The sequence below is a fragment of the Streptomyces sp. NPDC058872 genome (assembly GCF_042743065.1).
GTDB lineage: Bacteria > Actinomycetota > Actinomycetes > Streptomycetales > Streptomycetaceae > Streptomyces.
This window is the reverse complement of record NZ_JBHYMK010000009.1, coordinates 1-22,433: the sequence shown is the minus strand read 5'-3', so window position 1 is coordinate 22,433 and position 22,433 is coordinate 1. Positions and strand designations below refer to the sequence as shown.

At 72.7% G+C, this 22,433-nt stretch carries 25 protein-coding genes; 20 read left to right on the top strand and 5 right to left on the bottom strand.

The annotated features are described in order from the left end of the window. The first annotated feature begins 145 nt into the window (after positions 1-145). The 3 genes from rplM to glmM all read left to right on the top strand — a co-directional run bounded on the left by rplM (position 146) and on the right by glmM (position 2,624). Positions 146-589, top strand: a complete 444-nt coding sequence (gene rplM, locus ACFW22_RS07575) for a 50S ribosomal protein L13 (RefSeq protein WP_041130788.1) — start codon at positions 146-148, stop codon at positions 587-589. Positions 590-630: 41 nt separating this feature from the next. Continuing rightward, positions 631-1,143 carry a 30S ribosomal protein S9 gene (gene rpsI / locus ACFW22_RS07570; protein ID WP_188269149.1) on the top strand — a complete coding sequence of 171 codons (513 nt, stop codon included), beginning with the start codon at positions 631-633 and terminating at the stop codon, positions 1,141-1,143. Between the two features lie 122 nt (positions 1,144-1,265). Next, positions 1,266-2,624: a phosphoglucosamine mutase gene (gene glmM, locus ACFW22_RS07565; RefSeq protein ID WP_386400330.1), complete on the top strand. Its 1,359-nt coding sequence runs from the start codon at positions 1,266-1,268 to the stop codon at positions 2,622-2,624. An 81-nt stretch (positions 2,625-2,705) separates the two neighbouring features. On the opposite strand, the gene ACFW22_RS07560 is transcribed toward glmM, so the two are convergent. Next, positions 2,706-3,653, bottom strand: a complete 948-nt coding sequence (locus ACFW22_RS07560) for a DUF389 domain-containing protein (RefSeq protein ID WP_386400328.1) — start codon at positions 3,651-3,653, stop codon at positions 2,706-2,708. Between the two features lie 18 nt (positions 3,654-3,671). Continuing rightward, a complete protein-coding gene (gene coaA, locus ACFW22_RS07555) occupies positions 3,672-4,724 on the bottom strand; it encodes a type I pantothenate kinase (protein ID WP_386400326.1) in 1,053 nt (350 codons plus the stop codon). 143 nt (positions 4,725-4,867) lie between these two features. On the opposite strand from coaA, the gene glmS reads away from it, so the two are divergent. The 3 genes from glmS to ACFW22_RS07540 are packed head-to-tail and all read left to right on the top strand — an operon-like array spanning position 4,868 to position 8,541. Next, a complete protein-coding gene (gene glmS / locus ACFW22_RS07550; RefSeq protein WP_386400324.1) occupies positions 4,868-6,715 on the top strand; it encodes a glutamine--fructose-6-phosphate transaminase (isomerizing) in 1,848 nt (615 codons plus the stop codon). A gap of 7 nt (positions 6,716-6,722) precedes the next feature. Next, positions 6,723-7,091 carry a holo-ACP synthase gene (locus ACFW22_RS07545; RefSeq protein WP_386400322.1) on the top strand — a complete coding sequence of 123 codons (369 nt, stop codon included), beginning with the start codon at positions 6,723-6,725 and terminating at the stop codon, positions 7,089-7,091. A gap of 4 nt (positions 7,092-7,095) precedes the next feature. Then, positions 7,096-8,541 (top strand): NAD(P)H-hydrate dehydratase, encoded by a 1,446-nt coding sequence (locus ACFW22_RS07540; protein ID WP_386400320.1) that lies wholly within the window; start codon positions 7,096-7,098, stop codon positions 8,539-8,541. Between the two features lie 15 nt (positions 8,542-8,556). On the opposite strand, the gene ACFW22_RS07535 is transcribed toward ACFW22_RS07540, so the two are convergent. After that, positions 8,557-9,357 (bottom strand): class I SAM-dependent methyltransferase, encoded by an 801-nt coding sequence (locus ACFW22_RS07535; RefSeq protein ID WP_386400318.1) that lies wholly within the window; start codon positions 9,355-9,357, stop codon positions 8,557-8,559. Between the two features lie 134 nt (positions 9,358-9,491). Here ACFW22_RS07535 and ACFW22_RS07530 point away from each other — a divergent pair, with 134 nt between their 5' ends. From ACFW22_RS07530 to ACFW22_RS07510, 5 genes are all read left to right on the top strand, one after another. Then, positions 9,492-10,310: a L,D-transpeptidase family protein gene (locus ACFW22_RS07530; protein WP_386400316.1), complete on the top strand. Its 819-nt coding sequence runs from the start codon at positions 9,492-9,494 to the stop codon at positions 10,308-10,310. Between the two features lie 20 nt (positions 10,311-10,330). After that, the gene (gene alr / locus ACFW22_RS07525) at positions 10,331-11,479 is read left to right on the top strand and encodes an alanine racemase (protein WP_386400314.1); all 1,149 of its coding nucleotides are present in this window, start codon (positions 10,331-10,333) and stop codon (positions 11,477-11,479) included. 11 nt (positions 11,480-11,490) lie between these two features. After that, complete coding sequence (locus ACFW22_RS07520; RefSeq protein ID WP_386400312.1) at positions 11,491-12,651, top strand: alpha/beta fold hydrolase; 1,161 nt, start codon at positions 11,491-11,493, stop codon at positions 12,649-12,651. A gap of 10 nt (positions 12,652-12,661) precedes the next feature. After that, positions 12,662-13,162 (top strand): tRNA (adenosine(37)-N6)-threonylcarbamoyltransferase complex ATPase subunit type 1 TsaE, encoded by a 501-nt coding sequence (gene tsaE / locus ACFW22_RS07515; protein ID WP_386400310.1) that lies wholly within the window; start codon positions 12,662-12,664, stop codon positions 13,160-13,162. A 115-nt stretch (positions 13,163-13,277) separates the two neighbouring features. Next, on the top strand, positions 13,278-13,436 hold the full coding sequence (locus ACFW22_RS07510; protein WP_386400308.1) for a hypothetical protein: 159 nt from the start codon (positions 13,278-13,280) through the stop codon (positions 13,434-13,436). Positions 13,437-13,566: 130 nt separating this feature from the next. Here ACFW22_RS07510 and ACFW22_RS07505 read toward each other — a convergent pair whose 3' ends face one another. Next, complete coding sequence (locus ACFW22_RS07505) at positions 13,567-14,130, bottom strand: hypothetical protein (RefSeq protein ID WP_386400306.1); 564 nt, start codon at positions 14,128-14,130, stop codon at positions 13,567-13,569. A gap of 96 nt (positions 14,131-14,226) precedes the next feature. Here ACFW22_RS07505 and tsaB point away from each other — a divergent pair, with 96 nt between their 5' ends. Genes tsaB through ACFW22_RS07480 form a run of 5 tightly spaced genes read left to right on the top strand, consistent with a single transcriptional unit; the run spans position 14,227 to position 17,666 of the window. Further along, positions 14,227-14,883, top strand: a complete 657-nt coding sequence (tsaB, locus tag ACFW22_RS07500) for a tRNA (adenosine(37)-N6)-threonylcarbamoyltransferase complex dimerization subunit type 1 TsaB (RefSeq protein WP_386400304.1) — start codon at positions 14,227-14,229, stop codon at positions 14,881-14,883. Between the two features lie 32 nt (positions 14,884-14,915). Continuing rightward, positions 14,916-15,380 (top strand): ribosomal protein S18-alanine N-acetyltransferase, encoded by a 465-nt coding sequence (gene rimI / locus ACFW22_RS07495; RefSeq protein WP_386400558.1) that lies wholly within the window; start codon positions 14,916-14,918, stop codon positions 15,378-15,380. After that, entirely contained in the window at positions 15,380-16,474 is a 1,095-nt protein-coding gene (tsaD, locus tag ACFW22_RS07490; protein ID WP_386400301.1) for a tRNA (adenosine(37)-N6)-threonylcarbamoyltransferase complex transferase subunit TsaD, read from the top strand. The genes rimI and tsaD overlap by 1 nt, the downstream gene beginning before the upstream one ends. Then, positions 16,471-16,725, top strand: coding sequence for a hypothetical protein (locus ACFW22_RS07485; RefSeq protein WP_386400299.1), 255 nt, complete (start codon positions 16,471-16,473; stop codon positions 16,723-16,725). Before tsaD ends, ACFW22_RS07485 begins: the two co-directional genes overlap by 4 nt. Positions 16,726-16,781: 56 nt before the next feature. Beyond that, positions 16,782-17,666, top strand: coding sequence for a polysaccharide deacetylase family protein (locus ACFW22_RS07480; RefSeq protein WP_386400297.1), 885 nt, complete (start codon positions 16,782-16,784; stop codon positions 17,664-17,666). A gap of 31 nt (positions 17,667-17,697) precedes the next feature. Here ACFW22_RS07480 and ACFW22_RS07475 read toward each other — a convergent pair whose 3' ends face one another. Then, positions 17,698-18,885 carry an SAM-dependent methyltransferase gene (locus ACFW22_RS07475; protein ID WP_386400295.1) on the bottom strand — a complete coding sequence of 396 codons (1,188 nt, stop codon included), beginning with the start codon at positions 18,883-18,885 and terminating at the stop codon, positions 17,698-17,700. Positions 18,886-19,014: 129 nt separating this feature from the next. Here ACFW22_RS07475 and ACFW22_RS07470 point away from each other — a divergent pair, with 129 nt between their 5' ends. The 4 genes from ACFW22_RS07470 to groL all read left to right on the top strand — a co-directional run bounded on the left by ACFW22_RS07470 (position 19,015) and on the right by groL (position 22,382). Further along, positions 19,015-19,929, top strand: a complete 915-nt coding sequence (locus tag ACFW22_RS07470; protein WP_386400292.1) for a polysaccharide deacetylase family protein — start codon at positions 19,015-19,017, stop codon at positions 19,927-19,929. After that, the gene (locus tag ACFW22_RS07465) at positions 19,926-20,180 is read left to right on the top strand and encodes a hypothetical protein (RefSeq protein ID WP_386400290.1); all 255 of its coding nucleotides are present in this window, start codon (positions 19,926-19,928) and stop codon (positions 20,178-20,180) included. The genes ACFW22_RS07470 and ACFW22_RS07465 overlap by 4 nt, the downstream gene beginning before the upstream one ends. Positions 20,181-20,326: 146 nt before the next feature. Next, positions 20,327-20,635 carry a co-chaperone GroES gene (gene groES / locus ACFW22_RS07460; RefSeq protein WP_017239619.1) on the top strand — a complete coding sequence of 103 codons (309 nt, stop codon included), beginning with the start codon at positions 20,327-20,329 and terminating at the stop codon, positions 20,633-20,635. Positions 20,636-20,753: 118 nt separating this feature from the next. After that, complete coding sequence (groL, locus tag ACFW22_RS07455; RefSeq protein ID WP_384883612.1) at positions 20,754-22,382, top strand: chaperonin GroEL; 1,629 nt, start codon at positions 20,754-20,756, stop codon at positions 22,380-22,382. Positions 22,383-22,433 lie beyond the last annotated feature (51 nt).

Here is a 22,433-nt window from a genome sequence, read left to right as displayed (position 1 = left end):
CCGATGACCAGCGGCATGTACACGGGTTGCGTCCCCGCGCTACGGCCAAGGCTGTCGTGCATCGTCCCTGTGGCCCTGTCAGGACCTTCTCCTGAGCCCCTTGGGCTCGGGGAGACCCCATACCGAAGAAGCGAAGGCTACGACCGTGCGTACGTACAGCCCCAAGCCCGGCGATGTCACGCGCCAGTGGCACATCATCGACGCGCAGGACATCGTCCTGGGCCGTCTGGCGACGACGGCTGCGAACCTCCTGCGAGGCAAGCACAAGCCCGTCTACGCCCCCCACATGGACATGGGCGACTTCGTCATCATCATCAACGCCGACAAGGTTCACCTGTCCGGCAACAAGAAGACCCAGAAGATGGCCTACCGTCACTCTGGCTTCCCGGGTGGTCTGCGCTCCGTCCGCTACGACGAGCTGCTCGACAAGAACCCCGAGAAGGCCGTCGAGAAGGCCATCAAGGGCATGATCCCCAAGAACTCCCTGGGCCGTCAGATGCTCTCGAAGCTGAAGGTCTACGCGGGCGAGAACCACCCGCACGCTGCCCAGCAGCCGGTCCCGTTCGAGATCACCCAGGTCGCGCAGTAAGTCCGGCCACCCCCTAAGACGAAAAGAATCTGAGGAGCATCGTGGCCGAGACCACCCCCGAGACCCCCGTCGACGAGTTCGAGGGCGTTGAGGAGTACACCACCGAGACCGAGCTCGTCGAGGGTGACTACACCTCCGAGTCGCTCGCGTCCCGCTTCGGCGACCCGCAGCCGGCCGCCGGCCTGGGCCGTCGCAAGAACGCCATTGCCCGCGTCCGGATCGTTCCGGGCACCGGCAAGTGGAAGATCAACGGTCGCACCCTTGAGGACTACTTCCCCAACAAGGTGCACCAGCAGGAAGTCAACGAGCCCTTCAAGGTGCTCGAGCTCGACAACCGCTACGACGTCATCGCCCGCATCGCGGGTGGCGGCGTCTCCGGTCAGGCCGGTGCCCTGCGCCTCGGCGTGGCCCGTGCGCTGAACGAGGCGGACGTCGAGAACAACCGCCCGGCGCTGAAGAAGGCCGGCTTCCTCTCCCGTGACGACCGTGCGGTCGAGCGGAAGAAGGCCGGTCTCAAGAAGGCCCGCAAGGCTCCGCAGTACAGCAAGCGTTAATCGCCTGCTCGGTCTGCTTCCGTACGCCCCGACGGCACTGTCCGTGCCGTCGGGGCGTACGTTTTTTCATAACCCCCCTTTTTTCTTTCATCAGCTTGGGCACATATTTTCGGAGGACAGCTGTGGGACGACTCTTCGGCACGGACGGCGTGCGCGGCGTGGCCAACGCGGACCTGACGGCGGAGCTGGCGCTCGGCCTGTCGGTCGCTGCCGCGCACGTGCTCGCCGAGGCGGGCACCTTCGAGGGCCATCGGCCCACTGCCGTCGTCGGGCGTGACCCGCGCGCCTCCGGAGAGTTCCTTGAGGCGGCCGTCGTCGCGGGCCTCGCCAGCGCCGGCGTCGACGTGCTCCGGGTCGGGGTCCTTCCGACCCCCGCCGTGGCCCACCTGACCGGGGTCCTCGGTGCCGACCTCGGTGTGATGCTCTCCGCGAGCCACAACGCCATGCCCGACAACGGCATCAAGTTCTTCGCGCGCGGCGGTCACAAGCTCGCCGACGACCTGGAGGACAAGATCGAGGCCGTGTACGAGGAGCACCGCACCGGCGCCCCGTGGCAGCGTCCGACCGGTGCCGGCGTCGGCCGCGTCCGCGACTACGACGAGGGCTTCGAGACCTACGTCTCCCACCTGCTCTCGGTCCTCCCCAACCGTCTCGACGGCCTCACGATCGTCCTCGACGAGGCGCACGGCGCCGCCGCCCGCGTCTCGCCCGAGGCCTTCTCCCGCGCCGGCGCCCGGGTCATCACCATCGGCGCCGAGCCGGACGGCCTCAACATCAACGACGGCTGCGGCTCCACCCACCTCGACCTGCTCCGGGCCGCCGTCGTCGAGCACGGCGCCGACCTCGGCATCGCCCACGACGGCGACGCCGACCGCTGCCTCGCCGTGGACGCCTCGGGCGAGGAGGTCGACGGCGACCAGATCCTCGCCGTGCTCTCCCTCGCCATGCGCGAGGCCGGCACGCTGCGCGGGAACACCGTCGTCGCGACGGTCATGTCCAACCTGGGCTTCAAGCTGGCCATGGAGCGCGAGGGCCTGAACCTCGTCCAGACCTCGGTCGGCGACCGCTACGTGCTGGAGTCCATGAAGGAGAGCGGCTACGCGCTCGGCGGCGAGCAGTCGGGGCACGTCATCGTGCTCGACCACGCCACCACCGGCGACGGCACCCTCACCGGCCTGATGCTGGCCGCCCGCGTCGCCGCCACCGGCAAGTCGCTCGCCGACCTCGCCGGCGTCATGCAGCGGCTCCCGCAGATCCTCGTCAACGTCAAGGACGTCGACAAGTCGCGGGTGCACACCTCCGGCGAGCTCGCCGCCGCCGTCGCCGAGGCCGAGCGCGAACTGGGCTCCACCGGCCGCGTCCTGCTGCGCCCCTCCGGCACCGAGCCGCTGGTCCGGGTGATGGTCGAGGCCGCGGACATCGAGCAGGCCCGTGCGGTTGCCCAGCGCCTCGCGGATGTCGTGAAGTCCGCTCTGGGCTAGCCTGCCTGAGGCACCGTCATGCACGAGAGGGCCTGCCGCACCCGATGGGGGCGGCAGGCCCTCGCTCGTCGCTCCGCCGCCTCAGGGCCGGGGGCCGCGGCGCCAGTGCCCGCGCTGGGTGCGCCACAGCATCTTCTGCCCGTACAGGGTCAGCGTCCCGGCCAGCGCGATGCCGCAGAGGTTGAGCAGCAGCTGCATCGACGAGCCGACCATCTGTCGGACGTCTCCGTAGCTGAGGGCCACCGCCGCGTTCGCCGCCGCCGGGATGGTGGTGACCGAGATCGCCACTCCCACCAGCGCCCCGGACTTGGCCGAGGTCAAGGAGAGGGTGCCGGCCGTGCCCGCGAGCAGCGCCACGACGAAGGAGAACGGGTCCGGCTGCCAGATGAAGCTGGTGTTCGGGCGGGGCGCGTCCAACTGCTCCTGACTGAACATGCCGAGCTCGGTCATGAGCAGGCTGAACAGGGTCGTCGCCGCGATCGCCGCGGCGAAGCCGACGAGCAGCGCGAGCCCGGACCGGGCCGCCAGCTTCGGTGCGCGCCGCACCGTCGCCGTACAGACGCCGGCGAGGGGACCGAACTCCGGGCCGACCGCCATCGCACCCACGATCAGGATCGCGTTGTCCAGGACGACGCCGCAGGCGGCGATCATCGTCGCCAGGACCATGAACGCGCTGAACGTGATGGAGAGCGACGACTCCTCGTGGGTCGCGTCCGTCAACTGCTCCCAGATCACCGCGTCGGCGGCTTCGCCGGGCGCCTCCTCCTCGGCCGCCTCCGCCCGCGCCGACAGCGACAGGGCGATGTCCTCGACGCAGATCGAGCCGTCCTGATCGATCCTCAGCCCGCGCATTCCGTGCAGCAGTTCGTCCACCGACTCGCGGGCCACGTCGCACAGCACCAGATCGCCCGCGGGGTCCCGCGCCGCCCCCGGCAGCACCACCAGATGAGCGGTCCCCACCGTCGACTCGATCAGGTCGACCACCCCGGAGGTGCGGTCGGGCGGGACGATGATCCGGAGGTGCAGCATGGGGAGAGCGTACGGAGCTCAGAGCTTCCGGAGGCTGAGGCGCTGCACCTTGTGGTCGGCGCCCTTGCGGACGACGAGGGTCGCCCGGCCGCGGGTCGGGGCCACGTTCTCCAGCAGGTTCACCTTGTTGATGGTCCGCCACACCGTCCGGGCGTAGTCGAGTGCCTCCTCCTCGGAGACCTGGGTGTAGCGCCGGAAGTACGAGGACGGGTCCTGGAACGCGGTGTCGCGCAGCTTCCGGAAACGGTTCAGGTACCAGCGCTCGATGTCCTCGGGCCGGGCGTCCACGTACACCGAGAAGTCGAAGTAGTCGGCGAGGCCGACGCGGGTGCGGCCGTCCTTGCCGGGGAGGGCGGGCTGGAGGACGTTGAGGCCCTCCACGATGAGGATGTCCGGGCGGCGGACGACGAGCCGCTCGCCGGGTACCCGGTCGTAGATCAGGTGCGAGTAGACCGGCGCCGTGACCTCGTCCTTGCCCGCCTTGATGTCCGCGACGAAGCGGGTCAGGGCCCGGCGGTCGTACGACTCGGGGAAGCCCTTGCGGGACATCAGTCCGCGCGCCTTCAGCTCCTCCATCGGATAGAGGAAGGCGTCCGTGGTCACCAGTTCCACCCGGGGATGCTCCGGCCAGCGGGCGAGGAGCGCCTGCAGGAGCCGGGAGACCGTCGACTTGCCGACGGCCACCGAACCGGCGACCCCTATGACGAAGGGGGTGCCGCGCTGCTCCGCGCTCTCGCCGAGGAAGGTGTTCAGGGCGCCCCGCAGACCGCTGGTGGCCTGCACGTACAGGTTGAGCAGCCGGGACAGCGGGAGGTAGATGTCCCGCACCTCGTCGAGGTCGATGACGTCCCCGAGGCCTCGGAGCCGCTCGACCTCGTCGGCGCTCAGCGGCAGCGGCGTCTTGTCGCGCAGGGCGCTCCACTCGGCGCGGGTGAGGTCGACGTAGGGGGTCGCCTCGGACGGCCGGCGGTGGCCGTTTCCGGTTCCGTTCCCGGCGCCGTTGCCGGTTGCGTTCCCGGCTGCGGTGCCGGTGCCGTTCCCGTGGGCGCCCTGCGGCGGCGAAGTGATCACCCCGCCATTGTCCCGGGTGGCCGGGGAGCGTGGGGGGTGGGGTCGGTCACGCGTTGGGGAGGTTGACGCGGACGCGCACCGACGCGGCACCGTCTCCGGTCCGGGTCCGATCGGTGGGAGGGGTTCCGGCGTAGCCTGCCGTCATGTGCGGAATCGTGGGATACGTCGGCGGTCAGTCGGCGCTTGATGTGGTGGTCGCGGGCCTCAAGCGGCTCGAATACCGGGGCTACGACTCGGCCGGTGTCGCGGTGCTCTCCGACGGGGGGCTCGCCGCGGCGAAGAAGGCGGGCAAGCTCGTCAACCTGGAGAAGGAACTCGTCGACCGGCCGCTGGCCAGCGGTTCCGTCGGCATCGGACACACCCGCTGGGCCACCCACGGCGGGCCGACCGACGCCAATGCGCACCCCCACCTGGACAACGCCGGGCGCGTCGCCGTCGTCCACAACGGGATCATCGAGAACTTCGCCGCCCTCCGGGAGGAGCTGGCCGAGCGCGGCCACGCGCTGCTCTCCGAGACCGACACCGAGGTCGTGGCCCACCTCCTCGCCGAGGAGTTCTCCTCCGCCGGGGACCTCGCGGAGGCCATGCGGCTGGTCTGCCGACGGCTCGACGGGGCCTTCACCCTCGTGGCCGTCCACGCCGACCAGCCGGACGTGGTCGTCGGGGCCCGCCGCAACTCGCCGCTCGTCGTCGGCGTCGGGGAGGGCGAGAACTTCCTCGCCTCCGACGTGTCCGCCTTCATCGCCCACACCCGCTCGGCGATCGAGCTGGGCCAGGACCAGGTCGTCGAGCTGAGCAGGGACGCCGTCACCGTCACCGACTTCGACGGGGTGCCCGCCGAGGTGCGGGCCTACCGCGTCGACTGGGACGCCTCCGCGGCCGAGAAGGGCGGCTACGCCTCCTTCATGCTCAAGGAGATCGCCGAACAGCCGAAGGCCGTCGCCGACACCCTCCTCGGGCGGATCGACGCCTCCGGACGGCTCACCCTCGACGAGGTCCGCATCCCCGACGCCGTGCTCCGCGAGGCCGACAAGGTCGTCGTCATCGCCTGCGGCACCGCCTTCCACGCCGGGCTCATCGCCAAGTACGCCATCGAACACTGGACCCGGATCCCCTGCGAGGTCGAGCTCGCCAGCGAGTTCCGCTACCGCGACCCGATCCTCGACCAGCGCACCCTGGTCATCGCCATCTCCCAGTCCGGCGAGACCATGGACACCCTCATGGCGCTCCGGCACGCCCGGGAGCAGGGCGCCAAGGTGCTCGCCGTGTGCAACACCAACGGCTCGACGATCCCGCGGGAGTCCGACGCCGTCCTCTACACCCACGCCGGGCCCGAGGTCGCCGTCGCCTCCACCAAGGCCTTCCTCACCCAACTCGTCGCCTGTTACCTGCTCGCCCTCTACCTCGGCCAGGTGCGCGGCACCCAGTGGGGCGACGAGATCGACGCGGTCGTCCGCGAGCTCGCCCGGATGGGCGAGGAGGTCGAGCGGGTCCTGGAGACGATGGAGCCGGTGCGCGCCCTCGCGCGCTCCCTGGCGGACCACGACACGGTCCTCTTCCTGGGCCGGCACGTCGGCCACCCGGTGGCCCTGGAGGGCGCGCTCAAGCTCAAGGAGCTCGCGTACATGCACGCCGAGGGCTTCGCCGCGGGCGAGTTGAAGCACGGGCCGATCGCGCTCGTCGAGGAAGGCCTGCCGGTCGTCGTGGTCGTGCCCTCGCCGCGGGGCCGCTCCGTCCTCCACGACAAGATCGTCTCCAACATCCAGGAGATCCGGGCGCGCGGGGCCCGGACCATCGTGATCGCGGAGGAGGGCGACGAGGCCGTCGTCCCGTACGCCGACCACCTCGTCCGCATCCCCGCCACGCCTACGCTGCTCCAGCCGCTGGTCGCCACGGTGCCGCTCCAGGTCTTCGCCTGCGAGCTCGCCACCGCGCGGGGCAACGAGGTCGACCAGCCGCGCAACCTGGCCAAATCCGTGACCGTGGAGTGAGTGGGAAATGATCATTGGGGTGGGGATCGACGTGGCGGAGATCGACCGCTTCGCCGCGTCCATCGAGCGGACGCCGGGGCTGCTCCAGCGCCTCTTCGTCGAACGGGAGATCCTGCTCCCGAGCGGTGAACGGCGCGGACCGGCCTCCCTCGCGGTGCGGTTCGCCGCGAAAGAAGCACTGGCCAAGGCCCTGGGTGCGCCCGGCGGGCTGCACTGGACGGACGCCGAGGTGTACGTCGAGGGCACCGGACAGCCCCGGCTGCGGGTGCGGGGGACCGTGGCGGCCCGGGCGGCGGAGCTGGGCGTCAAGCACTGGCACGTTTCGCTCAGTCATGACGCGGGAGTGGCGTCGGCGGTGGTGATCGCAGAGGGTTGATCCCATGCGAACCGCTCATCGTGTGGAGACCGTTCGGGCCGCCGAGGCCGCGTTGATGGCCGGCCTGCCGGAGGGGGCGCTCATGCAGCGCGCCGCCGCCGGGCTCGCCGCCGCCTGCTGCTCCCTCCTCGGGCGGGGCCGGGTGTACGGGGCGAGGGTCGTCCTCCTCGTCGGCGGCGGGGACAACGGCGGCGACGCCCTGTACGCGGGGGCGCGGCTGGCCCGGCGCGGCGCCGGGGTCTCGGCGGTGCTGCTCGCGCACCGTGCGCACGAGGGCGGGCTCGCCGCGCTGCGGGCCGCCGGCGGCCGGGTCGTCGACGATCCGTACGACGTGCTGGCCGCCGCCGACCTCGTGCTGGACGGCATCACCGGCATCGGCGGACGCGGTGGACTGCGCCCCGACGCGGTCCCCGTGGCCCGGGCGGCGCGCGGCTCCGACGCGGCCGTGGTCGCCGTCGACCTGCCCAGCGGCGTCGACGCCGACACCGGCGAGGTCACGGGGGAGGCGCTGCGGGCCGACGCGACGGTGACCTTCGGGACCTACAAGCCGGGGCTGCTGGTCGATCCCGCGCGGGAGTACGCGGGCGCGGTCCGGCTCGTCGACATCGGCCTCGGCGCCGTGCTGCCGTCGGTGCCCGACCTGGAAGCGCTCCAGCACGAGGACGTGGCGCGGCTGCTGCCCGCACCGGGCGCCGAGAGCGACAAGTACCGGCGGGGCGTCGTCGGCGTGGTCGCGGGCTCCGCGCGCTATCCGGGCGCCGCCGTCCTCGCCGTCGGGGGCGCGCTGCGGGGCGGTGCCGGCGCGGTGCGGTACGTGGGGCATGCGGCCGACCTCGTGATGGCCGCGCATCCCGAGACCCTGGTGCACCCCGGGCCCCCGGACAAGGCCGGGCGGGTCCAGTCCTGGGTGGTCGGCCCGGGGCTCGGCGAGGGACCCGGGACGGCCGTCGCCGTCGCGGAGGTCCTCGCCTCGGACGTGCCCGTCCTCGTCGACGCGGACGGGCTGCGGGGCCTCGCACCGGATGCCGTCCGCTCCCGTACGGCTCCGACCCTGCTCACCCCGCACGCGGGTGAGGCGGCGGCGCTCCTCGGGCGGGAGCGGGCGGCCGTGGAGGCGGAGCGGCTCTCGGCGGTGCGGGAACTGGCGGCACGGTACGGGGCGACGGTCCTCCTGAAGGGGTCGACGACCGTGGTGGCCGACCCCGTCGGGCCCGTGCGGGTGAACCCGACGGGCACGTCCTGGCTGGCGACGGCGGGCAGCGGTGACGTCCTCTCGGGCCTGGCGGGCTCCCTGCTCGCCGCCGGGCTCCGCGCGGTGGACGCGGCGTCCTGCGCGGCGTACCTGCACGGGCTCGCGGCACGGCGGGTGGCGGGCGGGGGCGGCCCGGTGACCGCGACGGACGTGGCGGGTGCGGTGCGGGCCGCCTGGCAGGACGTGACGGCCCCGTAGCCCCGCTGCCCGGGGTCACCGGGTCGGGGCGCGGCCCCGGATCGCCCAGGCGCGGGCGGTGAGGGGGATCGTGCCGTTCCCGTCCGGGGGGACGGCCGCCCGGAGGGCGGTGCGCAGGCGCGCGCGGGCACGGGGCGGGAGCCCGGTGACATAGGTGGGGGCGGGGCCCTGGCCGCCCAGGAAGGGCGTCCACAGGTCGTCGAAGTCCGCGAAGACCGTGGGGACGTCGATCGCGGTGAGCACCACGTCGACCAGGCCCGCCCGCGTCCACAGGGCGCGCAGGGGTTCCGGGCGGCAGACGCGGAAGCGCCGGCCCTCGTCCAGGTCGCCGGCCGCCGGGTCCACCGCGACCGCCGCGTCCCAGAAGCGCCGCAGGAACTCCATGCCCCCGGCGTAGTCCCACACGAAGGCGCCCACGAGGCCGCCCGGCCGCACCGCCCGGGTCGCCTCGGCCAGGGCCGCCTCGGGATCGGGGAGGAAGTTCAGTGCGAGTCCGCTGACGACCGCGTCGCACCCCCCGTCCCGTACCGGCAGTTCCTGGGCGTCCCCCACGAGGAAGCGCGCGGGGGCGGGCGCCGCGGCCCGTGCGTCGGCCACGAAGGCGGGGGAGCGGTCGAGGCCGAGGACGAGCGCGGGGTGCCGGTGGGCGGACACCGCCGCGGTGAGGGCTCCGGTGCCGCAGCCCAGGTCCAGCCAGCGCAGGCCGTCCGGGCCGTCCAGCCACCTCACGAACCGGTCCGCGGCCGGTCGGCTCCACCGGCCCATGTACTGCTCGTACGCCGTCCCCGCCGTCCATGCGTCAGGTCCTGCCGTCATGCTTCCACCTTCTCCCGCCGCCCCCACTCGGGCGAACCCGCCGGCCGGCGCGTGCGCGGGTGCGCGTGGGCGTCCCGGGGTCGGGGTTGGGTGGGCGGGTGATCAGATCGAGATGCCGTTTCACCTTGTCGTCGATGGTCCTGGGGGCCGTCCTGCTGGGCGGGGGCGCTGCCGCCGCCGATGTGCCCGGGCCCGCCGGGGGCCTCCTCCCGTCGGGGACGGCCGCGGCGGGCCGGGCGCCGTACCCCCTGCCCCCGCCCGGCCGGGTGCTGCCCCCGCGTCCACCGGAGGGCGACGTCCCCGATCCGGAGCGGGAGGTCGGCGCGCCGGTCGGGCAACTGCCCCGCAGCGCCGTCGGATCGGCGGCGAGCTGCACCGCGAAGGCCGGGGCGTACCAGCGGCAGGTGGAGCGGCTGCTGGGTCTGAAGGTCGACGGGAGGCAGTCCGCCGCCGACTGCCGGGCCATCAGGGCCTTTCAGGTCAGGGAGAAGATCAAGCCGGCCGTCGGCCACGCCGGCCCGGTGACCTGGGCCCGCGCCGAGCTCCTCGCCGCCCGCAGGGACCCGAACGCCGCCCGCAGGTGCCCCGTCCGTTCCCACCCCGTGGCCTGCGTCGACCTCGACCGCGAGCTGATGTGGGTGCAGAAGGGGAAGAAGGTGGTCTACGGGGTGGTGAACATCCGCAGCGGAAGGGCGGGGCAGCGGACCAGGACGGGCTGGCACACCGTCTACTGGCGCCACGAGGACCACTGGTCGTCCCTCTACGACACCCCCATGCCGTACGCCCAGTTCTTCAGCGGCGGTCAGGCCTTCCACGCCGTCCGGGGGCAGCTGGCCACGATCACCGGCAGCCGTGGCTGCGTCAACCTCGGCCACCGTGACGCACGGCGGCTCTGGGGCGTCCTCCGCAAGGGTGACCGGGTCTACATCTGGGGAAAGCGGCCCGGCAGCTGACACCTGAGAGACTGGGCGCGATGACTGAGACACCTCCGCCCCGCAGGGCACGCGCCGAGATCGACCTCGGCGCGCTGCGTGCGAACATCCGCACGCTGCGCGCCCGCGTCGGCCCCCATGTCCGGATCATGGCCGTGGTCAAGGCCGACGCGTACGGGCACGGCGCCGTGCGCTGTGCCCGCGCCGCCCTGGACGCGGGCGCGGACTGGCTCGGCACCGCCACCCCGCACGAGGCGCTCGCGCTGCGTGCGGCCGGAATCGCGGACGTTCCGGTCATGTGCTGGCTCTGGACCCCCGGCGACCCCTGGGACCGCGGCATCGAGGCCGGGCTCGACATGGCGGTGAGCGGCATGTGGGCGCTGGAGGAGGTCGTCGAAGCGGCGCGTCGGACCGGGGGGACCGCACGCATCCAGCTGAAGGCCGACACCGGGCTCGGGCGCAACGGCTGCCAGCCCGCCGACTGGCCCGAACTGGTCGGGGCCGCGCTGAAGGCGGAGGTCGACGGCCACGTCAAGGTGACCGGACTCTGGTCGCACCTCGCCTGCGCCGACGAGCCGCACCACCCCTCGATCGCCGCCCAGCTCGACGTCTTCCGGGCGATGCTCGACCACGCCGAGCGGGCGGGCGTCCGGCCCGAGGTCCGGCACATCGCGAACTCGCCGGCCACCCTGACCCTGCCCGAGACCCACTTCGACCTGGTGCGGCCCGGCATCGCGATGTACGGCGTCTCGCCCAGCCCCGAGCTCGGCACCTCGGCGGAGCTCGGCCTGCGGCCCGTCATGTCGCTCAAGGCGAGCGTCGCGCTGGTCAAGCGGGTTCCCGCCGGGCACGGGGTGAGTTACGGGCACCACTACGTCACCGCGGACGAGACCACCCTGGGGCTCGTCCCGCTGGGGTACGCGGACGGCGTTCCCCGGCATGCCTCCGGGCGCGGCCCCGTCCTGGTCGGCGACCGGGTCCGCACCGTCGCCGGGCGGGTCGCCATGGACCAGTTCGTGGTCGACCTGGACGGGGACACCCCGGAACCGGGCACCGAGGCCGTGCTCTTCGGCCCCGGCGACCGGGGCGAACCGACCGCCGAGGACTGGGCGGTGGCCGCCGACACCATCGCGTACGAGATCGTCACCCGGATCGGGGCGCGCGTCCCGCGCGTCTACCTGGACGAGTAGGGGGAGTCGGCGTGGGTGAGTCGAGCAGTTGGCGGCGCGCCGGGTTCGCCGGGGCCGCGATAGGCGTCCTGGCCGCCGGTGCGGCCGCCGGGGTCGCCGTGGAGCGGCTCACCGTCGGCCGTTCGGTGCGGCAGAAGGCACGGCTCGCCCTGGACGCCGCCGGTCCGTACGGCGGTCTGCGCGGCGCCCCCGGTCGGGCCCGCGCCGAGGACGGCACGGTCCTGTACTACGAGGTGGACGAGGTCGAGCCGAACGCGCCGTCGGCCGGTCGCCGCCGCCGGTTGTTCGGGCGGAAGGAACCCGCCCCCGTCACCGTCGTCTTCAGCCACGGCTACTGTCTCAACCAGGACTCCTGGCACTTCCAGCGGGCCGCCCTGCGCGGTCTCGTCCGCACCGTCCACTGGGACCAGCGCAGCCACGGCCGGTCCGGGGAGGGCGCCTCCCAGACGGGGCCCGACGGGGTGCCCGTCTCCATCGACGGACTCGGCCGCGACCTCAAGGCCGTCCTCGACGCGGCGGCGCCCGAGGGGCCGCTGGTCCTCGTCGGCCACTCGATGGGGGGCATGACGGTGATGGCGCTCGCTGCCCAGTACCCCGAACTGATCCGCGACCGGGTCGTCGGCGTCGCCCTCGTCGGCACGTCGGCGGGGCAGCTGGGCGAGGTGTCGTACGGGCTGCCGCTCGCCGGCGTCAACGCCGTCCGGCGGGTCCTGCCGGGCGTCCTGCGGGCGCTCGGCTCCCAGGCGGAGCTGGTCGAGCGCGGTCGACGGGCGACCGCCGACCTCTTCGCCGGGCTGATCAAGAAGTACTCGTTCGCGTCGAAGGACGTCGACCCGGCGGTCGCCCGCTTCGCCGAGCGGATGATCGAGTCGACCCCGATCGACGTGGTCGCCGCCTTCTACCCGGCCTTCGCCGAGCACGACAAGGCCGCCGCCCTCGCCGCCTTCGAGGAACTGCCGGTGCTCGCGCTCGCCGGGGACAACGACCTGGTCACCCCCAGCTCGCACACCGAGGCCATCGCCGGCCTCCTCCCGGACGCGGAGCTGGTCATCGTCCCGGACGCCGGCCACCTGGTGATGCTGGAGCACCCGGAGGCGGTCACCGACCGGCTGGCCGACCTGCTGGTGCGGGCCGGTGCCGTGCCGGCCGGGGGGACCCTGCACAGGGACTAAGTTTGCGGGTATGGAAGCAGCCCACCCGCCCGTCTCCGGCGCCACCCTCTCCGTCGACTCCCCGCAGCAGATGCAGGAGCTCGGCCGCCGGCTCGCGAAGATCCTCCGCCCCGGCGACCTCGTCATGCTCACCGGTGAGCTCGGTGCCGGGAAGACCACCCTGACCCGCGGCCTCGGCGAGGGGCTCGGCGTGCGGGGCGCCGTCACCTCCCCGACCTTCGTCATCGCCCGCGTCCACCCGTCCCTGGTCGGCGGTCCGGCCCTGGTGCACGTCGACGCGTACCGCCTCGGCGGCGGACTCGACGAGATGGAGGACCTCGACCTGGACGTCTCGCTGCCCGAGTCCGTGGTCGTCGTCGAATGGGGCGACGGAAAGGTCGAGGAGCTGACGGACGACCGGCTGCACCTCCTGATCCACCGGGTGACCGGCGACACCGACGACGACCGGCGCACGGTCGTGCTGCGCGGGATCGGAACCCGCTGGGCGGACGAGGACCTGGCCGCGCTCTAGGACGGCGGTCCGTAGGTTCCGACAACGTGTCGGGAAGGTGTTGCGTGGGTCCCGCGAGCCGTGGTCACATGGAGGCACGAGCTGGTTAGGTGTACCTAACCTACGGGAGGCATGCATGGCGACGCCAGAACGCGCGGAACCCGGCGGGGGCCACGTCTCGATGAGCGAGCTGTTGGCTTCCTGCGCGGCTGCCCGAGCCCTCTCGACCCCGCCGCCCGAGCAGGCGGAGCGGGCGCAGGAGGACGAGGAAGCGGTGCGGGACGAAGCGGCCTGAGCCCGGGTCCGAGGACGGGGGCGACGGTCGGGCGGGCCGTGCGGGGGAGGGCGTTCGCCGTGGGCCGTCCCCCGGAAGACGTACGTCTGGAACCGGGCCGCCGGGGGCGGGGTCCCCCTTCCGGGAGGCCTCAGGCGACGACGACGACCTTCGCGCCGATCACCGCGAACAGCCACATCGCGTCGCCGTCGGCCCGCTTCATGCGAATGCCGCCGGTCTTCCGGGCCGGGTCCGGGGAGGGCGTCGAGCCGTCCACCGCCGCACTGAAGCCGACCGTCACGTCCTCGGCCGTCGTGAACCGCACCACGTGCTCGATCTGCACCCCGTCCGAACCGCGCACCGAGCCCGAGCGCGAGGTCACCCGGTACGCCCCCGGCAGCGGGTCGACCGTGCTCGGCCACACCGTGAACGTGCGGGTCGCCTTGCCCTTCCCGTCCACGATCCACACCCGGCGGTCGGCGAGCGCGTACACCACCCGCTCGCCGCTGCCCGAATCCACCGGGACGGCCAGGGGGTCCTTGACCGGTTGGGGCACGCCGCTCGGCGAGGTCGAGGGAACGGCCGCGCCCGGAGTCCGCGGCTTCACCGACAGATCGGCGGGTGCGTTCGCCGAAGCCTGGTAGGCCAGGACGCCGACCACGACGACGGCCGCCGCGGTGAGCCCGGCCACGAATCCCGAGCTGCTCCTTGCCACCGTGCCCACCTCTCGTACGTACGTGTCGAAGGGTGACGGTAGCAGCAGCCCGCCCGAGGGTCGGGGCAGCGTGCCCGGGAGCCGTAGGCTGTTCGCGTGCTGTTGCTCGCCATGGATACCGCCACTCCCGCCGTCACCGTCGCCCTCCACGACGGCGAGGCCGTCGTCGCCTCGTCGAGCCAGGTCGACGCCCGTCGCCACGGGGAGCTGCTGCTGCCCGCCGTCGACCGGGTCCTCACCGAGGCGGGGCTCACGCTCGACGCCGTCACCGGCGTCGTCGTCGGCGTCGGCCCCGGTCCCTACACCGGCCTCCGGGTCGGCCTCGTCACGGCCGCGACCTTCTCGTCGGTGCTCGGCGTACCGGTGCACGGCCTGTGCACCCTCGACGGCCTCGCGTACGCCTCCGGGATCGAGGGGCCCTTCGCCGTCGCGACGGACGCCCGCCGCAAGGAGGTCTACTGGGCGCGGTACCAGGACTCCCGCACCCGGGTGACCGACGCGTCCGTCGACCGGCCCGCAGACATCGCCGACGCGCTCGCCGGGCTTCCCGTCGTCGGTGCCGGCGCCCGGCTGTACCCCGAGGCCTTCCCGGACGCCCGCGACCCCGAGCACCAGTCGGCCGCCGCGCTCGCCGGGCTCGCCGCGGAGCGGCTCGCCGCCGGCGGCGACGGCTTCCTCGACCCGCTGCCGATGTACCTGCGCCGCCCCGACGCCCAGGTGCCGAAGAACTACAAGGTGGTCACTCCCACGTGAGCGCCTCCGTGACCGGGGCGGTGCTGCGCGAGATGCGCTGGTGGGACATCGAGCCGGTGCTCGCCCTCGAAGCCGACCTGTTCCCCGAGGACGCCTGGTCGGCGGGGATGTTCTGGTCCGAGCTCGCCCATGCCAGGGGCCCGCGGGCCACCCGCCGCTACGTCGTGGCGGAGGACCCGTCCGACGGCCGGGTCGTCGGGTACGCCGGGCTCGCCGCGGCCGGCGGGCTCGGCGACGTGCAGACGATCGCCGTCGCCCGCGACCAGTGGGGCACCGGCCTCGGTGCCCGGCTCCTCACCGAACTGCTCCAGCACGCCACCGCCTTCGAGTGCGACGAAGTGCTCCTCGAAGTGCGCGTGGACAACACCCGGGCCCAGAAGCTCTACGAGCGCTTCGGCTTCGAGCCCATCGGTTTCCGGCGCGGCTACTACCAGCCCGGAAACGTGGACGCGCTCGTGATGCGACTGACCGTTCAAGGAACTGGGACTGAGATCTGATGGCTGCTGACGAACCGCTGGTACTCGGAATCGAGACCTCCTGCGACGAGACCGGCGTCGGCATCGTCCACGGGACCACCCTCCTCGCCGACGCCGTCGCCTCCAGCGTCGACACCCACGCCCGCTTCGGCGGCGTCGTGCCCGAGATCGCCTCCCGCGCCCATCTGGAGGCCATGGTCCCGACGATCGAGCGCGCGCTGAAGACGGCCGGGATCTCCGCGAAGGACCTCGACGGCATCGCCGTCACCGCGGGCCCCGGCCTCGCGGGTGCGCTCCTCGTCGGCGTCTCGGCCGCCAAGGCGTACGCCTACGCCCTCGGCAAGCCGCTGTACGGCGTCAACCACCTCGCCTCGCACATCTGCGTCGACCAGCTGGAGCACGGCAAGCTGCCCGAGCCCACGATGGCCCTGCTCGTCTCCGGCGGGCACTCCTCGCTGCTGCTCTCCAGTGACATCACCTCCGACGTGCGGCCGATGGGCGCCACCATCGACGACGCGGCCGGTGAGGCCTTCGACAAGATCGCCCGCGTCCTCGACCTCGGCTTCCCCGGCGGACCGGTCATCGACCGGCTCGCCAGGGAGGGGGACCCGGCGGCGATCGCCTTCCCGCGCGGTCTGAGCGGTGCCAAGGACCCCGCGTACGACTTCTCCTTCTCCGGCCTCAAGACGGCCGTGGCCCGCTGGATCGAGGCCAAGCGGGCGGCCGGCGAGGAGGTCCCGGTGCGGGACGTCGCCGCGTCCTTCCAGGAGGCGGTCGTCGACGTGCTCACCCGCAAGGCCGTCCGGGCCTGCAAGGACGAAGGCGTCGACCACCTGATGATCGGTGGCGGCGTCGCCGCCAACTCGCGGCTCCGGGCCCTCGCCGAGGAGCGCTGCGAGCGGGCCGGGATCCGGCTGCGGGTGCCCCGCCCGGGCCTGTGCACGGACAACGGCGCGATGGTCGCCGCCCTCGGTTCCGAGATGGTCGCCCGCAACCGGCCGGCCTCCGACCTGGAGCTGTCGGCGGACTCCTCGCTGCCGGTGACCGACCCGCACGTCCCCGGCCACTCCCACGACCACGTGCACGAGGTCAGCAAGGAGAACCTGTACTCGTGAGGCTCACGCTCATGTGGGAGGCCCGGGCCTCCCGGGGCCGGGGTGCCGAGCTCCTGGAGTGGGCGCGGGCGCAGGTGCTCGCCCGTGAGCCGGTCCGCCGGGAGGTCTTCCGCGCACCCCAGGACCGGGTCCTCGTGCTGACCTGGTGGGACGCGGAGGCCTTCGACACCGAGCTGCCCGAACTGCCCGAACCGGACGCGGAGCTGATCACCCGTCCGGTGCACCGGTGGCGCTTCGAATCGGTCGAATAGGCGCAGGGGTTCGAGGGTCGGGCAACCTTTCGGGGTGATCGTGCATCCCACAGCGCGTGAAGAAGAAGCTCGCGCTGTGGACCGCCCTGACCGCCGTCGCCCTCGCGTTGGCCGGCTGTGCGACGGAAGGGGCCTCCGCCGCGGGCCCCCGGACCCCCGCGCCCGCCTCCCCGTCCGCCGCGGCCACCGGGAAGCCCGTGGCCACCGGGAAGCCTGCGGCGGACGGGGAGGCGGGGCGGGCCGGGAGCGGGGCCGCCGCCGTCGCCGCGTACCGGAAGTGGGGCCTGAAGCCCCTTCCGGCCCCACCCGCCCCGCCCTCCGTCAAGCCGGTGGTCCGCGAGCCCGGCGGGCCGGTGCCGGTCATCAGCGAGATCCCCACCCGCGAGAAGGTCGTCTTCATCACGATCGACGACGGGGCCGAGAAGGACCCCGCCTTCGTCCGGATGATGGAGGACCTCAAGGTCCCCGTCACGATGTTCCTCACCGACGCGGCGATCCGCGCCGACTACGCGTACTTCGAGCCGCTGGTCGCCCAGGGCCACGGCCTCGCCAACCACACCCTCACCCACCCCAACCTGCGCACCCTCTCCGCGCAGGCCCAGCGCCGGGAGATATGCGGCCAACAGACCGGGCTGAAGGAGCGGTACGGCACGGCCCCGCGCCTCTTCCGACCGCCCTACGGCAACTGGAACGAGGCCACCCGCGCAGCGGCGGGGGAGTGCGGGGTCGACGCGATCGTGCTCTGGCGCGAGTCCATGCAGATCAAGGACATGCAGTACCAGCGGGCCGACCGGAAGCTCCGCCCCGGTGACATCATCCTCGCCCACTTCCGGGGGCCTTCCGAGCTCAAGGGCCGCACGATGACCGAGATGACGGCGACGCTGCTGCGCCGCATCCAGGAACAGGGCTTCACGGTCGCCCGGCTGGAGGACTACGTATAGCCGCTCCCGGGGCGGCCCGCGGGGCAGGGGGCTACGGCTTGTCCGCCGGCCGGCCGATCAGCATCGTCGGGGCGCCCGCGACCCGGGTGAGCAGCACGGTCGCCGCCCCGGGCCCCTTCGGCTTCACCCGGCGCCGGATCTCCTCGGGCTCGACCGCCGAGCCGCGCTTCTTCACGGTGAGCGTGCCGACCTCGCGCTCCCGCAACAGGGCCTTCAGCTTCTTGAGGTTGAAGGGCAGCACATCGGTGATCTCGTAGGCGGTGGCGTACGGGGTGGGGGTGAGCGCGTCCGCCGTGACGTAGGCGATCGTCCCGTCGATCAGGCCCCCGCCCAACTCCTCGGCCACCTCGGCGACCAGGTGCGCCCGGATGACGGCGCCGTCCGGTTCGTAGAGGTAGCGGCCGACCGGCCGGACCTCCGGATCGGGGAGCCCCCGGCCGGTGAGCCCGACGCCGGACGGCAACAGGGTGGCGCGGCGGGCGCCGGGCTCCGTGCCGAACCAGAGCACGGCCTCCTTCACGTCCCCGCCGTCCGAGATCCACTCGGCCTCGGCCTCCTCGGGCACCGCCTCGTGGGGAATCCCCGGGGCGACCTTGAGGGCGGCCCGCGGGGCCCGGCGGGCCGCCCCGATCGCCCAGGACAGCGGCGGGGAGTACGCCTCGGGGTCGAAGATCCGCCCCCGGCCGCCGCGTCGCGCCGGGTCGACGAAGACCGCGTCGTACGGGCTCGTGTCGATCTCGGTCACGTCCGCGCACCGGACCTCGATCAGCCCGTCGAGTCCCAGCGCCTCGGCGTTGGCCCGGACCACCGCGGCGGTCAGCGGATCGCGGTCGACGGCGAGGACGGAGACGCCGGCGCGGGCGAGGGCGATCGCGTCGCCGCCGATGCCGGAGCACAGGTCCGCGACGCCGTCGACGCCCAGCGCCCGCATCCGGCGGGCCCGGTACGCGCCGACCGAGGCGCGGGTCGACTGCTCGACCCCGTGGGGCGTGAAGTACATCCGGTGCGCGTCCTCGGCCCCGAACTTCGCCACCGCCCGCTGTCGCAGCCGGGCCTGTCCGAGCGCCGCGCTCACCAGCTCGGCGGGATGGTCGCGGCGCAACCGGGAGGCGACCGCCAGCTCCTGGGCGGGGTCGTAGTCGCGCAGGGCGGCGAGGAGCGTCTGCCCCTCGGGGGCGAGCAGGGCGGAGAAGGAGGCGAGGTCGGTCACCCGTCCCATTGTGGGCCCTGGGCCGCTGTGGGCCGGGCGGGGGACGAACGGCGCGGTACGGCGGTGTCGCGGCTCGAAGGGGCTCGTGCGCTGACAGGATGCGGCGCCATACAGCTCGTACGACAAAAGGACCACGCGATGACATATGGTGCGCACCGCCCCCGCCGGACGCTCGGGGCGGCGCTCGCCGTCGCCGCCCTCGCCGTGGCCGCCACGGCCTGCTCCGGGGGCGCCGAACCCGAGCGCGACGCCCCCGCCCCCGCCGCCGGTCAGCAGGCCCAGGGGTCGGCGGGCGCCCTCGCCGCCTACGTCGAGAAGGTCCGCGCCCAGCGGGCCGCCCGCGCGCTCGCCGCCAAGAAGTGGGGCCTCGCGGCGACCCCGCTGGACGCCCCCGCCCCGCCCGTGACCAAGCCGAAGATCACCACCCGCAAGGGCTTCGAGACGGACGGCAAGGGCCTGCCGCCCGTCTTCACCACCGTGCCGACCCGGCAGAAGGTGGTCTTCCTGACCATCGACGACGGTGCGGAGAAGGACCCCCAGCTGCTGCGGATGATGAGCGAACTGCACATCCCCTACAGCGCCTTCCTGAGCAACTACCTGGTCAAGGACGACTACCCCTACTTCGCGAAGATGCAGAAGTCGCAGGAGGCCGGGGTCTCGCTGCACAACCACACCCTCAACCACCGCTATCTGCCCGGCCTCTCGTACAGCGAGCAGAAGCGCGAGATCTGCGGCATGCAGGACGTCATCCAGAAGCGCTTCGGCACGCGGCCCCCGCTCTTCCGGCCGCCGTACGGCAACTACAACGAGGACACCCTCCGCGCCGCGCAGTCCTGTGGCGTCAAGGCGGTCCCGCTGTGGGCCGCCGAAGCCTTCCCCGACCACATGGAATGGCGCGAGTGGGACCGGGACCTGCACCCCGGCGACATCGTCCTCACCCATTTCCGCGGCAAGGAGGACTGGAAGGGCAGCATGCCGGACATGATCCGTCGGGTGATGAACGTGATCACGGCCAAGGGCTACGCCGTCGCGAAGCTCGAGGACTACGTGTGAGGACGCGGGGACGGCGCTGGGTCGCCGCAGTCGCCGCGACCGGCGCGCTCTTCGCCCTCCCGGCCTGCGCCTCCTCGGTGGACCCGATCGAGCGGCTCGGCCGGAAGGCGGCGGAGCGGGTCACGACCCGTCCCACGCCCGCCCGGGAGGTGCGGGCGGCGGTGGACGCGAAGGAGTGCGGGGGGCTGCGGGAGCGGACCCCGATCACGCCACAGGGCGATGAATTGGCACTCCGCTTGACCGAGTGCTAATCGCGGTCATAGTCTCGGCTCTGGCACTCCCCACTGGAGAGTGCCAACACAGCGACGGGCAGGTCCGGCACCCGCGACGACGGATCCACCTGGTCGCCACCTCAGACAGTTAACCCCGTGAGATCTCCGAAGGGGGAGGTCGGATCGTGACGACCACCAGCTCCAAGGTTGCCATCAAGCCGCTCGAGGACCGCATCGTGGTCCAGCCGCTCGACGCCGAGCAGACCACCGCCTCTGGCCTGGTCATTCCGGACACGGCGAAGGAGAAGCCCCAGGAGGGCGTCGTCCTGGCCGTGGGCCCGGGCCGCTTCGAGAACGGCGAGCGTCTGCCGCTCGACGTCAAGACCGGCGACATCGTGCTGTACAGCAAGTACGGCGGCACCGAGGTGAAGTACAACGGCGAGGAGTACCTCGTCCTCTCGGCTCGCGACGTCCTCGCGATCGTCGAGAAGTAATTCTCCGAAGTACCGAAGTACCTGAAGCAGATGCTTTGAGCTGCGCCCCGAGGCCCCTTCCCAGGCGCCCCGGGGCGCGGTTCGTTCCACCCGAATCCGAGAGGGCTGAACCGCTCCCATGGCGAAGATCCTGAAGTTCGACGAGGACGCCCGTCGCGCCCTTGAGCGCGGCGTCAACAAGCTTGCCGACACGGTCAAGGTGACGATCGGCCCCAAGGGCCGCAACGTCGTCATCGACAAGAAGTTCGGCGCCCCCACCATCACCAACGACGGTGTCACGATCGCCCGCGAGGTCGAGATCGAGGACCCGTACGAGAACCTCGGCGCCCAGCTGGTGAAGGAGGTGGCGACCAAGACCAACGACATCGCGGGTGACGGCACCACCACCGCCACCGTGCTCGCCCAGGCCCTGGTCCGCGAGGGTCTGCGCAACGTCGCCGCCGGTGCTTCCCCGGCCGCCCTGAAGAAGGGCATCGACGCCGCCGTCAAGGCCGTCTCCGAGGACCTCCTCGCCACCGCGCGCCCGATCGAGGACAAGTCCGACATCGCCGCCGTCGCCGCGCTCTCCGCGCAGGACCAGCAGGTCGGCGAGCTCATCGCCGAGGCGATGGACAAGGTCGGCAAGGACGGCGTCATCACCGTCGAGGAGTCCAACACCTTCGGCCTGGAGCTCGACTTCACCGAGGGCATGGCCTTCGACAAGGGCTACCTGTCCCCCTACATGGTGACCGACCAGGAGCGCATGGAGGCCGTCCTCGACGACCCCTACATCCTGATCCACCAGGGCAAGATCTCCTCCATCCAGGACCTGCTGCCCATCCTGGAGAAGGTCATCCAGGCCGGCGCCAGCAAGCCGCTGCTGATCATCGCCGAGGACGTCGAGGGCGAGGCCCTCTCCACCCTCGTCGTCAACAAGATCCGTGGCACCTTCAACGCCGTGGCCGTCAAGGCCCCCGGCTTCGGTGACCGCCGCAAGGCGATGCTCGGCGACATGGCGACGCTCACCGGCGCCACCGTCATCGCCGAGGAGGTCGGCCTCAAGCTCGACCAGGCCGGTCTCGACGTGCTCGGCACCGCCCGCCGCGTGACCGTCACCAAGGACGACACCACCATCGTCGACGGCGGGGGCAACTCCGAGGACGTCGCGGGTCGCGTCAACCAGATCAAGGCCGAGATCGAGTCCACGGACTCCGACTGGGACCGGGAGAAGCTCCAGGAGCGCCTCGCGAAGCTCGCCGGCGGCGTGTGCGTGATCAAGGTCGGCGCCGCCACCGAGGTGGAGCTGAAGGAGAAGAAGCACCGTCTGGAGGACGCCATCTCCGCGACCCGCGCCGCGGTCGAGGAGGGCATCGTCTCCGGTGGTGGCTCCGCGCTCGTCCACGCCGTCAAGGTCCTGGAGGGCAACCTCGACAAGACCGGTGACGAGGCCACCGGTGTCGCGGTCGTCCGCCGCGCCGCGGTCGAGCCGCTGCGCTGGATCGCCGAGAACGCCGGCCTGGAGGGCTACGTCATCACCTCCAAGGTGGCGGAGCTCGACAAGGGCAACGGCTTCAACGCCGCCACCGGCGAGTACGGCGACCTGATCAAGGCCGGCGTCATCGACCCGGTGAAGGTGACGCGCTCCGCCCTGGAGAACGCCGCCTCGATCGCCTCCCTGCTCCTCACCACCGAGACCCTCGTGGTGGAGAAGAAGGAGGAGGAGCCGGCGGACGCGGGCCACGGCCACGGTCACGGCCACTCCCACTGAGGCGCCAGTAGCTGGCACCGAGGCCCGGTGCCCCCGTCGCGGGGGCACCGG

Coding starts and splice junctions, on each gene's coding strand:
- ACFW22_RS07470 (WP_386400292.1), top strand. CDS start 19,015: ATGACATATGGTGCGCACCGCCCCCGCCGGACGCTCGGGGCGGCGCTC.
- tsaE (WP_386400310.1), top strand. CDS start 12,662: ATGGAAGCAGCCCACCCGCCCGTCTCCGGCGCCACCCTCTCCGTCGAC.
- groL (WP_384883612.1), top strand. CDS start 20,754: ATGGCGAAGATCCTGAAGTTCGACGAGGACGCCCGTCGCGCCCTTGAG.
- ACFW22_RS07535 (WP_386400318.1), bottom strand. CDS start 9,357: ATGACGGCAGGACCTGACGCATGGACGGCGGGGACGGCGTACGAGCAG.
- ACFW22_RS07530 (WP_386400316.1), top strand. CDS start 9,492: ATGGTCCTGGGGGCCGTCCTGCTGGGCGGGGGCGCTGCCGCCGCCGAT.
- glmS (WP_386400324.1), top strand. CDS start 4,868: ATGTGCGGAATCGTGGGATACGTCGGCGGTCAGTCGGCGCTTGATGTG.
- ACFW22_RS07545 (WP_386400322.1), top strand. CDS start 6,723: ATGATCATTGGGGTGGGGATCGACGTGGCGGAGATCGACCGCTTCGCC.
- ACFW22_RS07475 (WP_386400295.1), bottom strand. CDS start 18,885: ATGGGACGGGTGACCGACCTCGCCTCCTTCTCCGCCCTGCTCGCCCCC.
- rimI (WP_386400558.1), top strand. CDS start 14,916: ATGCGCTGGTGGGACATCGAGCCGGTGCTCGCCCTCGAAGCCGACCTG.
- alr (WP_386400314.1), top strand. CDS start 10,331: ATGACTGAGACACCTCCGCCCCGCAGGGCACGCGCCGAGATCGACCTC.
- ACFW22_RS07540 (WP_386400320.1), top strand. CDS start 7,096: ATGCGAACCGCTCATCGTGTGGAGACCGTTCGGGCCGCCGAGGCCGCG.
- tsaD (WP_386400301.1), top strand. CDS start 15,380: ATGGCTGCTGACGAACCGCTGGTACTCGGAATCGAGACCTCCTGCGAC.
- ACFW22_RS07560 (WP_386400328.1), bottom strand. CDS start 3,653: ATGCTGCACCTCCGGATCATCGTCCCGCCCGACCGCACCTCCGGGGTG.
- ACFW22_RS07510 (WP_386400308.1), top strand. CDS start 13,278: ATGGCGACGCCAGAACGCGCGGAACCCGGCGGGGGCCACGTCTCGATG.